The sequence below is a fragment of the Vineibacter terrae genome, assembly GCF_008039615.1.
In the GTDB taxonomy this organism is placed as follows: Bacteria; Pseudomonadota; Alphaproteobacteria; order Reyranellales; family Reyranellaceae; genus Vineibacter; species Vineibacter terrae.
Genome location: NZ_VDUZ01000013.1, coordinates 37,111 through 49,768, shown reverse-complemented (window position 1 = coordinate 49,768; position 12,658 = coordinate 37,111). Strand labels below are relative to the sequence as shown.

General features: G+C 64.3%; 10 protein-coding genes. 1 reads left to right on the top strand and 9 read right to left on the bottom strand.

Annotated elements, in window-relative coordinates; all coding sequences use genetic code 11:
- Positions 1–2: 2 nt before the first annotated feature.
- From FHP25_RS13520 to FHP25_RS13505, 4 genes are all read right to left on the bottom strand, one after another.
- Positions 3–3,194 carry an efflux RND transporter permease subunit gene (locus FHP25_RS13520; protein WP_147847462.1) on the bottom strand — a complete coding sequence of 1,064 codons (3,192 nt, stop codon included), beginning with the start codon at positions 3,192–3,194 and terminating at the stop codon, positions 3–5.
- Complete coding sequence (locus FHP25_RS13515; protein ID WP_178133507.1) at positions 3,191–4,342, bottom strand: efflux RND transporter periplasmic adaptor subunit; 1,152 nt, start codon at positions 4,340–4,342, stop codon at positions 3,191–3,193. Before FHP25_RS13515 ends, FHP25_RS13520 begins: the two co-directional genes overlap by 4 nt.
- Positions 4,343–4,443: 101 nt before the next feature.
- Positions 4,444–4,980 carry a hypothetical protein gene (locus tag FHP25_RS13510; protein WP_147847460.1) on the bottom strand — a complete coding sequence of 179 codons (537 nt, stop codon included), beginning with the start codon at positions 4,978–4,980 and terminating at the stop codon, positions 4,444–4,446.
- Between the two features lie 19 nt (positions 4,981–4,999).
- Positions 5,000–5,446: a hypothetical protein gene (locus FHP25_RS13505; protein WP_147847459.1), complete on the bottom strand. Its 447-nt coding sequence runs from the start codon at positions 5,444–5,446 to the stop codon at positions 5,000–5,002.
- A gap of 221 nt (positions 5,447–5,667) precedes the next feature.
- Here FHP25_RS13505 and ppk2 point away from each other — a divergent pair, with 221 nt between their 5' ends.
- Positions 5,668–6,489, top strand: a complete 822-nt coding sequence (ppk2, locus tag FHP25_RS13500) for a polyphosphate kinase 2 (RefSeq protein WP_147847458.1) — start codon at positions 5,668–5,670, stop codon at positions 6,487–6,489.
- Positions 6,490–6,508: 19 nt separating this feature from the next.
- On the opposite strand, the gene FHP25_RS13495 is transcribed toward ppk2, so the two are convergent.
- The 5 genes from FHP25_RS13495 to FHP25_RS13475 form a co-directional block, all read right to left on the bottom strand.
- Positions 6,509–8,218, bottom strand: a complete 1,710-nt coding sequence (locus tag FHP25_RS13495) for a SulP family inorganic anion transporter (RefSeq protein WP_147847550.1) — start codon at positions 8,216–8,218, stop codon at positions 6,509–6,511.
- Between the two features lie 27 nt (positions 8,219–8,245).
- Positions 8,246–9,484, bottom strand: coding sequence for a CHAD domain-containing protein (locus tag FHP25_RS13490; protein WP_147847457.1), 1,239 nt, complete (start codon positions 9,482–9,484; stop codon positions 8,246–8,248).
- Between the two features lie 203 nt (positions 9,485–9,687).
- On the bottom strand, positions 9,688–10,470 hold the full coding sequence (gene fabI, locus FHP25_RS13485) for an enoyl-ACP reductase FabI (RefSeq protein ID WP_147847456.1): 783 nt from the start codon (positions 10,468–10,470) through the stop codon (positions 9,688–9,690).
- On the bottom strand, positions 10,470–11,690 hold the full coding sequence (locus FHP25_RS13480) for an acetate/propionate family kinase (RefSeq protein ID WP_147847455.1): 1,221 nt from the start codon (positions 11,688–11,690) through the stop codon (positions 10,470–10,472). Before FHP25_RS13480 ends, fabI begins: the two co-directional genes overlap by 1 nt.
- The gene (locus FHP25_RS13475) at positions 11,687–12,652 is read right to left on the bottom strand and encodes a phosphate acetyltransferase (RefSeq protein WP_147847454.1); all 966 of its coding nucleotides are present in this window, start codon (positions 12,650–12,652) and stop codon (positions 11,687–11,689) included. The genes FHP25_RS13480 and FHP25_RS13475 overlap by 4 nt, the downstream gene beginning before the upstream one ends.
- Between the last annotated feature and the right edge of the window lie 6 nt (positions 12,653–12,658).

Here is a 12,658-nt window from a genome sequence, read left to right as displayed (position 1 = left end):
GCTCAGCCGTCGGCGCCCGTGTGCCCCTCTTGGGCGGCGTGGGGCGGCGGCGGCGCCGGACGCAGCTTGGTGAACAAGCCAGCCGCCAGCCGCGCCTTGGCGTACTCGCGTCCAGCCTGGAAGGTGACATACAGCATCGGGATCACAAAGATGCCGACGATCGATGCCGCCAGCATGCCGGTAAAGACCGGCGTCGAAACAGAGCGACGCGCGATCTGCGAAGCGCCGGTGCCCCAGACCAGGGGCACCAGGCCGAGGATGAACGCAAACGAGGTCATCATCACGGGCCGGAACCGCAACCGCGACCCCTCGGTTGCCGCATGCAGCAGGTGCACCCCCCTCTCGCGCTGCTCCTTGGCGAACTCGACGATGAGGATGCCGTTCTTGGCGGCGAGCGCGATCAGCACGACGATGCCGATTTGGGCGTACAGGTCCAGCGCCAGACCACCGGCGATGATGCCACCGAAGGCGCCCAGCACGCCGACCGCCACGGACAGCAGGACCGGCACGGGAATCGTCCAGCTCTCATATAACGCCACCAGGAACAGGTAGGCGAACAGAACGGCCATTGCCAGGATGGCCCCGATCTGCCCGGAAGCGCGGCGCTCCTGGAAGGCCGTGGTGGTCCATTCGTAGCTGTACCCTGCCGGCAGGTATTGATCCGACAATTGTTCCATGGCCAGCAGCGCGTCGCCTGAGCTGACCCCTGGCCGCGGCGCGCCCTGCACGTTGACGCTGCGGGAGTTGTTGTAGCGGACGATCGTCTGCGGGCCCTGCACGATACGAAGTTGTGCCAGGCTGTGCATCGGCACCATCTGCCCGCTCGAGCTGCGGACCTGGATGCGGAAGATGTCCGGCACAGCCCCCCGATCCTCCGCCAGCGCCTGGAGCTTGACCTGCCAGGTGCGGCCGAACAGGTTGAAGTCGTTGACGTAGTAGCCCCCAAGCGTCGCCTGCAGGGCGTTGAAGATGTCGCTGATCTTCACGCCGAGAGTCTGCGCCTTGGCTCGATCGATATCGAGAAACAGGCTGGGCGCAGTCGCCGAGAAGGTCGAGCTGACGCGCGCCAGCTTCGGGTCCTGATTGGCCGCGACGATGAAGGCTCTCATCACGGCCGCCATGTCGGCCGGGTCCCGCCCCTCGAGGTTCTGCAGCTGGTACTCGAAGCCGCCCCCGGTCCCAAGGCCGATGATGGGAGGCAGGTTGAAGGGAAACGCGACGGCGACCCGCACATCCTGCAACCCGGCCGCCGTCTTCCGAATCAACGCCTGGGCGCTCTCGGCGGCTTCCGTGCGGTCGGCGAAGGGCTTGAGCGATACCAGCAGGAAGGCTGAATTCGCCTGGGCTACCCCATCGATGAAATTGTAGCCGACGACGGCGAGCGCATCCTTCTTTCCCGGAAGGGGTGCGACGATCTCCTCGATCTGCTTGACGGCAGCTTCGGTGCGCCACGTGCTCACACCATCCGGCAGCTGAACGTGGATGAAAAAGGCCCCCTGATCCTCCTCCGGCAGGAACCCGCTGGGCGTCGCCTGCATGGCAAACCATGTCGCGACCCCGAACACTGCCGTCGCCACCAGGCTGAGCGCCGCCACGCGCACCAGACGTCCGACAATCATGCCATAGCCGTCGCGCACACGATCAATGCAGCCCTGCATGTACTCGATGACTCTCGGCCGGCGTTCCGTATGCCGCAGCAGGATCGCGCACAGCGCCGGCGAAAGCGTGAGCGCGTTGATCGCCGAGAAGACCATCGAGACGCTGATGGTCACCGCGAACTGCTTGAACAGCTCCCCGCTGATGCCGGGAATGAAGCCGATCGGCACGAATACCGACAGCAAAACCAGCGTGATGGCGATGATGGGAGCCGTGATCTCGCCCATCGCCTTCTTGGTCGCATCAGCGGGCGAGAGCGAATGGTCTTCCTCCATCACGCGCTCGACGTTCTCGACGACCACGATGGCGTCATCGACAACGATGCCGATCGCCAGCACCATCGCCAGAAGCGACACGGTGTTGGCCGAATAGCCCATCGCGTTCAGCACCACGAAGGTCGCGATCAGGCTTACGGGCACCGCGATCGCGGGAATCAGCGTCGCGCGCAGATTGCCCAGGAAGATGAAGACCACCAGCACGACCAGGATGAAGGCTTCGAACAGCGTGTGAATGACGACCTCGACCGTGTCCTTCACGAACTGGGTCGCGTCATAGATCGGCTTCCAGGCCAGACCATCGGGAAAGCGCTTGGCCAGACGCTCCATGGTCTCGCGCACACGATCGGCGGTCTGCACGGCGTTGGCGCCCGGCGCCAGATACGTGACGATGCCCAGCGCCGGGGCACCGTCCAGCCGCGTCGCAATGTCTTCCGTCTTGGCCCCCAGCTCGATGCGCGCAACGTCGCGCACACGCAGCAACGAGCCGTCCGAATTGGCGCGAATGATGATCTCGCCAAACTCCTCCGCCGTGACGAGCCGCCCCTTGGTCTGAATGTTCAGCTGGAACTGTTGATCCTCGGAGATCGGCCGGGCACCGATGCGTCCGGCCGGCGCCTGCACGTTCTGGCTCTGGATGGCGGCGATGACGTCACCCGGGGTGACCTGCAGTCCGGTCAGGCGATCGGTCTGGAACCAGATCCGCATCGAGTAGTCCGTCTGGCCGAACACGAAGACGTCACCGATGCCGGGTACGCGCTTCAGCTCGTCGACAACGTTGATGACGGCGTAGTTGCTGACGAACAGCGAATCGAGCTTGGCGCCTGGGGAGTAGACGGTGAGGAACTGCAGGATGGCGGTTGATTTCTTCTTGACCGTCACGCCGTTGCGCTGGACATCACTGGGCAGCTTCGACAGTGCCGACTGGACGCGATTGTTGGCGTTGACCGTGTTGATGTCGGGGTTGGTGCCGAGCTCGAAGCTGATGTTCAGCGTGTAGGAGCCGTCATCTGCGCTCGTCGACTTCATATAGATCATCTTGTCGACGCCGACGACCTCCTGCTCGATCACCTGAGCGACGGTCGACTCGACGACAGCGGCAGAGGCGCCAGGATAGTTGGTCGAGACCTGCACCTGGGGGGGCACGATGTCGGGAAGCTGTGCGACCGGGATGCGGCTCATCGCGAGCAGGCCGGCGATCGTCATGACGATCGCGATCACGATCGCCATCCTGGGCCGATCGACAAAGACGGACGAGATCATTTGGGCATCCGATCTTGGCGGGTCGCGGGCACTACAGGCGTTGGCGTCACCGGCTGGCCGGGCCGCACGCGCTGCACGCCTTCGACGACAACCATCTCGCCGGCCTCGAGGCCCGAATCGATAGCTGCGATCTCGGCCGTTCCCTGCCCAATGCGCACCCGGCGAACCTGGGCAAGCGACTCCTTGTCGACCACGATGACGTACGGCCCCTGCTGATCCACCAGCATGGCGCTGCGCGGCACAGTGACCGCCATCTGCGGTTCGGAACCCTCGATCTTGACGGTGACGACGGCACCGTCGATCAGATCACGCGCGTTGCCGCTGCCTTTGCGTATCACCGGATTGGCAAGGGTCGCACGTATCAGGACGGTATCCGTGCTGCGGTCAACCTGACTGTCGACAAAGTCAATCTTGCCCAGATGCGGGTAGTCCGATCCATCCGGCAGCTTGATCCGGACGCGGACATTGGCGGCGGCCCCGTTGCCGCCACCCAGCCGCTCCCGGATCGCGAAGCCCTCGCGCACCGAGATCGGGAACGACACCCGCATCGGGTCCTGGCTCACGATCGTCGCCAGGGTGCCCGCATCGGAGCCAACCAGCGCACCGACCGTGTAGGTGGACCGGCCGATCTTGCCCGCAAGAGGGGCACGGATCTCGGTGTATCCAAGATTGATTTCGGCAAGCTTGAGAGCCGCCTCAGCTCCCATTACCGCGGCATCGGCCTTTTGCTGCGCCGCTGTGGCGTTCTCGAGGCGCACTCGGGTCCCGACCTGGGTTCGCTCCAACTCCTGCGCGCGCGTCAGATCAAGCTTCTTGTTGACCAGTTCGGCCTGCGCCGACGCCAGGTCCGCCTTGCGCTGCTCAACCTCGGCCTGAAACTGCGACGGCTCGATCTTGAACAGCAGCTCGTTTTCGGTCACCTCCGTGCCTTCCTCGAAGGCCCGCTCCTGCAGGAAGCCGGTGACCCGAGCGCGCAGATCCACCTTGCCGATCGCCTCGACGCGGCCGACGAAGTCGAACGTCGTGGTAATCGGCCGTCGCTCCGCCTTCACCACACCGACCGCGGGTGCCCCTGCCTGCTGCGCAAAGGCATCGGCCGGTATCCCGGCAGCGACGAGGCCCAGGGCCAGCAACGCGGCAAACAGCACGGGCCGGCGCTCGTGCCTCTGTCCTCGCTTCGAAGAACCGTGCAACACACCCTCCCCTTCGCACGCAGGCAGACTCTTTGCAGAACGGGCGTCAAGGCGGGTCATGGCAGCTTGTATTTCAACTCCCGCCAAAACAAGATGCCCTCTACTTCGACATTCTGGCTCACGGCCGTTCCAGCGCCGAGCTTGCCGACGCTGGTGCGCATGGTCATCGGCCCGCCGCCTGTTATGCCGGCGAACCGGTTGGTCCCCCCGGTCAGGGTGAACACGCCGCTGCAGCCGACAAGGAAATGGCCTTCGCACGTCCACTGGCCGTAGACCTCGCCGCCTTCCTCTCCCGCAATGAGGCAGCGGCCACTGCCTTTGTACGCGCGATCCTCGGTCTTGATCTCCAGCGTTGCCGAGCAGACGAGACTACCCGCCTTCACCGGCCCTTCCCCGCCATCGACGAAGAAGGGGCCCTCGAGCGTGCCCACAAACGTGCCGAGCTTCTCGGCGACCTTGAATCCGCTGCCCTTGCCCCGCACCACCGAAAATGCCGCGATCTCGGTCTCCTCGGACTGCGCCTGCGCCGCGCCGACCATGGCAAGGCCGAGCAAGGCGGACAGGATGGTCCGCGCGATGACCCGTGTAATCATCCTCGCCTCCACAGTCCGCCTATTTCATCTGGACGACGATGCCGTCAGCGCCGACCGTCAGCGCCAAGCCCTCGCGTCTGGCTCTCAGGTTCATCCTCACACCGTTGGTGTTCTCCAGCCATAGCTGGCCGCGGCCGGTGTCGCCGGCTGCTATGCCTGTCCGGGCGCCGCCGTACAGGCCGGGAAATTGTTCGATGCGGGTGAGGCCGTATACCGTGCCGACAGCGTCGAGCCTGTTGATCCCGATGCCACCTATACCCAGGCCGCCAATGGAGAAGCTGTAGGTCCGGCCTTGGAACTGGATCTTGCCGCTGCCAAGGTTGCCGCTCACCAGGAAGGCTATCTGCACCTGGTTGATTTCCACCGTGCCGGATGGCGCTTGGGCGATCGCCGGCGCCAGCATGCCCGCGCCGCAAACGAACGAGGCCAGCACCGCGCCCGCGGCTGTCCCCCACTGCTTAGCCATTGTTGTTCTCCCCAGACCAACCAGTTCATTGTACACGCTTTAGGGCCGATGGCGACTACCGTTCAACCACTCGCGCGTATCGCATATCGCATTTTGCTGGCGCCAAGTTCGTCGAGCACCCCAGCACATTTGTGCAAGTTCGGGATAGCAGGCTGCATGTCAGCTGGGTTGCGTCGGCCCTATGATCGCGGATGGCGAAAGCCCTACCAGGGAGTGACGCGATGGCAAAGAACCAGCGAAAGGATGACGCCCTGGAGGCCGACGCTCCGGACAAGCTGACAAACAAGCAGTACCGCAAGGAGCTCGCCAAGCTGCACGTCGAGCTCGTCAAGCTTCAGGAATGGGTCAAGGCCACCGGCGCCAAGATCTGCATCGTTTTCGAGGGACGCGACGGCGCCGGCAAGGGCGGCACGATCAAGGCGATCATGGAGCGCGTCAGTCCCCGCGTGTTTCGCGTCATCGCTCTTCCTGCGCCGACCGAGCGTGAAAGATCGCAGATGTACGTCCAGCGCTATATATCCCATCTGCCGGCGGCGGGAGAAATCGTGATCTTCGACCGCAGCTGGTACAATCGAGCGGGTGTCGAGCGCGTCATGGGATTCTGCACTGAGGAACAGGCCAGGAAATTCCTGTCTGCGGTGCCAGCTGTGGAAAGAACGATCGTCGAGTCGGGCGTGATCCTCATCAAGTACTGGCTGGAGGTCAGTCCGGAGGAGCAGACGCGACGCCTGGAAGCCCGTATCGATGACGAGCGCAAGATCTGGAAACTGTCACCCATGGACCTCAAGTCGTACAGCCGCTGGTACGACTACTCGCGCGCACGTGACGACATGTTCAACGCAACCGACACGGCCTGGGCGCCGTGGTACGTCGCGCATTCCGATGACAAGAGGCGCGCGCGCCTGAATATCATCACCCACCTTCTCAGCAAGGTTCCCTACGAAGAGGTGCCGCGCGAGAAGATCAAGCTGCCGGACCGGCAGAAGCGCCACGGCTATGAGGAACCCGAGTACCCCTACAGGATGGTACCGCCGAAGTTCTGATTCCGCCGGGGCCGCATCGTCAGGCCATTGACTGGCGCGAAGATCGTGCCTGGAATGCGGCCGCGCCAGCCTCGGCGGATTCGAACAGCATGCTGCGACCCATGCGATCGCTCAGGCCAGACTGGTCGATCATCACTCGCGGACCGCTGTGCAGCCCCGCGATGCCGAATGCGATCCCGCGCCGACCAAGCTCGATCCGCACCTCCTCCAGCATCTCCACTGCCGTGCTATCCAGGTGATTGATGGCGCTGCCGTCGAGCAGGAACCACGCGGGAGGCGTTTCTTGCGAGTCCGCGATCGCAAGAATGCGGGCTTTGACGTACTCCGCGTTGAAGAATACGAGGCCGGCCTGGACGAGGTAGAGGACGAGCCCGGGCAGCGCTCGCGCGTCGGCGTGGATGTGGAGCTTATAGAGCCCGTCGCGACCTGGAATGGTGCCGAGCTGCGCGTCACGTGGTTGCGAGGCAAGCCACAGCAAATGGGCGAGCGTCGCCCCTGCCGCCAGGATCACGCCTTTCAACACGCCGAACACGACGACACCGAGGATAGTGCCGATCGCGACCATGAACTCGATCCGGCTCATCCGCCAGAGCGAGGCGAGCGAACGCACGTCGATCAGGTCGATCGCTGCGGATGCCAGCACCGCCCCCAGGGCCGCGATCGGCAACCAGGCGAGCACGTTGCCCAGGAAGAGCACCGAGCCCAGCAGAGCGGCCGCCGACACCAACGCCGCTACCTGGGTCTTCCCGCCGACCGCATCATTCACCGCCGTGCGCGAGTCGGAGGCGGTCACAGGGAAGCCGCCGAAAAGACCCGACGCGAGATTCGCAGCGCCAAAGCCAAGCAGCTCGCGGTTGCTGTCGACGTAAGAGTGATTTTTCGCGCCGAAGCTGCGGGCCGTGATTATGCCGCTGCCGAAGCTCACGAGCAGAACACCCAGCGCCGCAAGGGCAAGCTCATCCAACCCGACTCCCGCCGGCCAGCGTAAGCCCGGCGTCGGCAGTACCGTCGGGATGGTCCCAACGACAGCCACGCCATGGCGCGGAAGGTCGGCAGCCCACGCCACGAGCAGGCCCACGACAATCGCCACAAGAGGACCGGGAAACCGTGGCGCGACAGCACGCAGGATGCGCAGGAGAAGAAGCAGCCCGAAACCGGTGAGCACCGTGGGCAGATGCGCCTGCCCCACCTTCGACACCAGTTCGAGGATCGGCCGCAACAAGCCCTCAGACTCGATCCGGATGCTTGTCAGCCGCCCAATCTGGCCGATCAGCAGGCTCAGGGCGACGCCGGCCAGGAAGCCCAGGAGAACAGGCCGGGAAAGAAAGTTCGCGACGAAGCCGAAGCGCACGAGGCCTGCAAGCAGGCAGAACAGGCCGGTCAGTGTGGCAAGCGCCGCCGCCGCTGCTACCCGCTCGTCCGGGCCGGCAATACCGAGCTGAACAAGGGCCGCTGCGAGCACGATCGTCGTTCCTGTGTCCGGCCCTATCATCAGCTGCCGGGACGGACCGAAGAGTGCGTAACCGACCGCAGGCACGATGGCCGCGTACAGCCCCACTTCGACCGGCAAGTTGGCAATAGCCGGATAGGCAATAGCCGTCGGCAGCGCCACAGCCGCAACCGAAAGGCCGGCCAGGACGTCGAATCTCAGCCATCCGCGCCTGTAGGAGGCGAGCTGGGCGAGGATTGGAAAGACCTTCAGAGCAAACGCGCCGGGAGCAATCCGCATGGCCAGCTCCAAGATCGACGGCGATGATCAGCGCCAGAATCGTGGCGCCCTCGCAAAGTGCTTGATCGCCGAAAGCACGGCTTGGTCAGCCTGGCCCGCCAACGCTAGCGCTTCCAGCCAACCCTTGAGCACGCCCGCGCCCCAGTCAACCCGCCCCCGTGGATGAGCGAATGACCGCACGTCGGCCACAACATAGACGGCCGTGGCCCGGTCGTTGGCAAATCCGAGCGCGTCCTGGAGCGCGGCAGTCGCCTGGATGTAGGCCGAAGCGTCCCTGTGATCGAAGAGCGACGTGACGAACGTAGCGGCATACCGCTGCTTCTTGACGCGCAGGCGCAATTGGTGGCGCTGCGCCGCGTCGAGCTTATCGAACCGCTTGAGCTTCTTGCGCAGCCGCCGGTCACGTCGCTGCAGCGCCTCGCGAGCAAAGACCCTGGCATCGCCCGCCAATCCCAGCGCCCCGCCCGGCGGCATACCGTCCTGCGGATGTTCACAGACGCACGAATCCAGCGTCGTCCGCAGTGGTTCAGCGAGCAACTCCTTCAAACGGTCATCGAGTGCTTCGAACAAGGTGCTGCTCAGCGCCAATCGAGCCGCCTCATGCTGTCCACGGCGCCGGCGGAGCACGGTCGCGCGGAATGATCGCAGCGCTTCGGCCGTGTCCGCTTGCCTCACGAAATGCTCTTGGGCCTCCTTCAAGGCGCTGGCCAGGAAAACATCCAGATCGCGCGCGGCACCGCACGCACAGGCAAAGCGCTTGGCCTCACTGGCAAGCGCCAACACCCGTTCGTTCTGCAAGGCACGCCCGAAAAGTTTGGCCGCTGCGCGCAGACGGCGCAGGGCTACCCGCGTGCGATGGATGCCTTCGGGTTTGCGCGAGGCCAGCACGATCTGACGGGCCGCCAGAATGTCGGCGCGACAGGTTGCCAACGTCTCGCGCGCCAATGCTTCGAGAAGCAGCTCATCGATGCCGCCCGCCCTGCCAAGTCGCTGATCTACGCCATTGCCTGCTGCGGGCTCGCAGCCGTCGGCCGGCGACAGGCGCAATTCCGGCGTACGCAGCAGCGATCCCTCCTCTCCTCCGGCCTCCGGCGCCATTGTGTTGTCGGAGCCGGCCGCGTCACGCAGCACTGGCTCGGCGCACCTGCTCCCGTCAGCGTCCTGATAGGTGGATAACGCTGCGCCGTTGATTGGCACCGCCGTGGCGGCCGGTTCATCCGGTGGCCGGGCGCTGACTCTGCCCTTTCGGAGCACGCGGACCAGCATCGCTCCCTCCGCTCTCGCCGATATGCGTACGCGCTTGCACGCATGACTAACCTACGCCGGCGCAGGGCATGTATCCTGTTCTTGCAATTTCTGCTGTTCTGCTGAACGTCCGGTTAGATTGCTGACGCTGCGTGCGGACGCGCATGACAAGCAATCCACCTCGCCCACGGCAAGGCAGGCGCCAGGCCGCCTTGCGGCTGCTCCTAATCTATAATGTGATATCCCCCGTCGATGTAGAGTGTCTCGCCCGTGATGAGACGTGCCTGGTCGAGCGCCAGAAATGCCGTCGCCGCCCCGACATCGTCGATGCTGACCAGGTGCCGAGCCGGCGCCTTTTCCCGGGCTTTTTCCAGCAAGTCGTCGAATTCGGGAATACCCGAGGCCGCCCGCGTCGCCAGGGGTCCCGGTGAAACCGCATGAACGCGAATGCCTTTGGGGCCCAGCTCGGCAGCTACATAGCGCACGGCGCTTTCCAGGGCTGCCTTTGCGACGCCCATGATGTTGTAGTTCTCGACGACCATCTGGCTGCCATAGTACGTCATCGTGAAGAGCGTCCCGCCCTTCGTCATCAGCGGTTCAGCCAGATGGGCCATGCGCAAGAAGGACCAGCAAGAGACGTCCAGCGTGGTCAGGAAGCCATCACGTGGCACATCGACCACGCGCCCCTGTAGTGCTTCCCTCGGCGAGAAGGCGATGGAGTGGACGAGGATATCCAGCTGCCCCCACTCCCGTTCGATCCGCTCGAACACCGTCTCCATTTGCCCCTGCTGGCGCACGTCAAGCGGCATCAATATCGGCGCCTCGAGCTCCTGTGCCAACGGCTCGACGTACGGCTTCGCCTTCTCGTTAAGGTAGGTAACGGCGATATCGGCACCCAGGGCGCGCAGCCACTTGGCGCATCCCCATGCTATGGACTGCTCGTTGGCGATGCCGACAACGAGCGCCTTGCGGCCTTCAAGGGAGGCGCGTACGCGCTCGATAGCCATCACGACCTCGCGAGAGCAGGATCGGACACGTCGCGATCGGCGATCAATGTCATCGTATGGCGAGCGATCATGAGCTCCTCGTCCGTTGGGATCACGTAGACAGGGCACCTGCTTTCAGGTCTCGAGATCCTGAGCGCATGGCTGGCATTGGCAGCCGAATCCAGCTCGACGCCCAGCCACTTCAACCTGGCAACGGTCCTCGCGCGAACGCCGGCGGAGTTCTCGCCAATGCCGGCCGTGAACACGAATGCATCGAGGCCGCCGAGTGCTGCACACAGCATGCCTGCGCATAGACTTATCCGATACGCGAAGTACTCGAGCGCGAACTGCGCCCTTGGGTCGGTGCTCGCCTCGAGCTCACGCACGTCGTTGCTGATGCCCGACAGCCCCTTCAAACCGCAATCGTGGTAGAGCATCTCCTGTACCCCGGCGACGCTCATGCCCTGTTGTCCGATCAGGTACAGAATCACGCCGGGATCGAGATGCCCCGGACGTGTGCCCATCGGCAAGCCGTCCAGCGCGGTAAACCCCATCGTGCTTTCGATACTCCTGCCATTGCTGAGCGCACACATCGAGGCACCGCTGCCGAGGTGCGCGACGATGACCCGGCCGGTCGCGATATCGGGTGCCACAGCCGGAAGGCGGCTCGCGATAAATTCGTAGGACAGACCATGGAACCCGTAGCGTCGCACACCCTCGTCGTGCAGGTGCTCGGGGAGCGCGAAGTGATCTGCAAGCGCGTCGTGAGCACGATGGAAGGCGGTATCGAAGCACGCAACCTGGGCCAACCCGGGAAAGCGCTCGCCGATCGTCCGGATCGGTGCAAGATTGTTGGGCTGATGCAGGGGCGCGAGGGGGACGTATTTCTCCAGCCGTGCAATGACATCCGCATCGATCAGCACCGCCTTGTCGTACTCTGGCCCGCCGTGCACGACACGGTGACCCACGGCAACCGGATTGATTCCGTGCTGTTGGCGCAGCCAATCGCCGGCCGCGTGCAGCGCTGCCGGAACATCCGGAATATCCGCAACGGTCGACATGCGATCGATGAGAACCGCCCCGTCGGAGTCGCTGGCCCGCAACCTCGGTCGCGTCCCGATGCCATCGACCTGGCCCTTGATCAGGCGCACTGGCTCCCCGGCCGTGCCAATGCCGAAGACCTGGAACTTGACGCTCGAGGAGCCGGCGTTGACGATGAGAATTGCGTCGCGGGAACTCATGCGGCGGGCACCGCCACCGTGCGCCGGCGGGCGTCCGCATAGAGAACCGCAACAGCGCACGACGCCATGCGTGCACGCACGCTGTCGGCGCGCGACGTCAGGATGATCGGCACGCGCGCGCCCAGCACGATACCGGCAGCATCCGCGTTTGCCAGGAAGGTCAAATTCTTCGCAAGCATGTTGCCGGCCTCGAGGTCGGGCACGACCAAGATCTGGGCGCGCCCTGCGACTTCCGATCGGATCCCCTTGATCCTTGCTGCTTCCGGGTCGATCGCATTGTCGAAGGCAAGCGGACCGTCGAGCAATCCGCCGGTGATCTGCCCGCGATCGGCCATTTTGCACAAAGCAGCGGCCTCGATGGTCGATGGAATCTTGGTGGTCACCGTTTCGACGGCCGACAGGATGGCAACCCGGGGCGTCCCCAAACCGACCTGCGTGAACAGGTCTATCGCGTTTTGAATGATGTCTCGCTTGACGTCCAGGTCGGGGAAGATGTTGATAGCGGCGTCAGTGATGAACAGTGTTTCGGCGTATGTCGGCACGTCCATCACAAACACGTGGCTGATGCGGCGCGCGGTGCGCAGGCCGGTCGACGACGCCGTGACCGCCCGCATCAGTTCATCGGTGTGCAGGCTGCCCTTCATCAAGAGCTCACCTTTGCCCTGATGAATCAGCTCGACCGCCTTGTTCGCGGCCGCATCGCTATGCGGGACGTCGACGATCTCGAACCGCGACGCATCAAGCTTATGCTGCTTCGAAACGGCGGCGATCTTCGCCACGGGGCCGACGAGCATGGGCACGATTATCCCGGCGTCAGCGGCCTCTACCGCCCCGCGCAGCGAAGTCTCGTCGCAGGGATGCGCCACAATGGTCGTGACCGCCTTGACCTGCCGAGCGCGCGCGATCAGGCGTTCATACTTGGCGTGCGGCACTGCGCCAGCCGATACGTCAGGAGATGTCATTCCAAA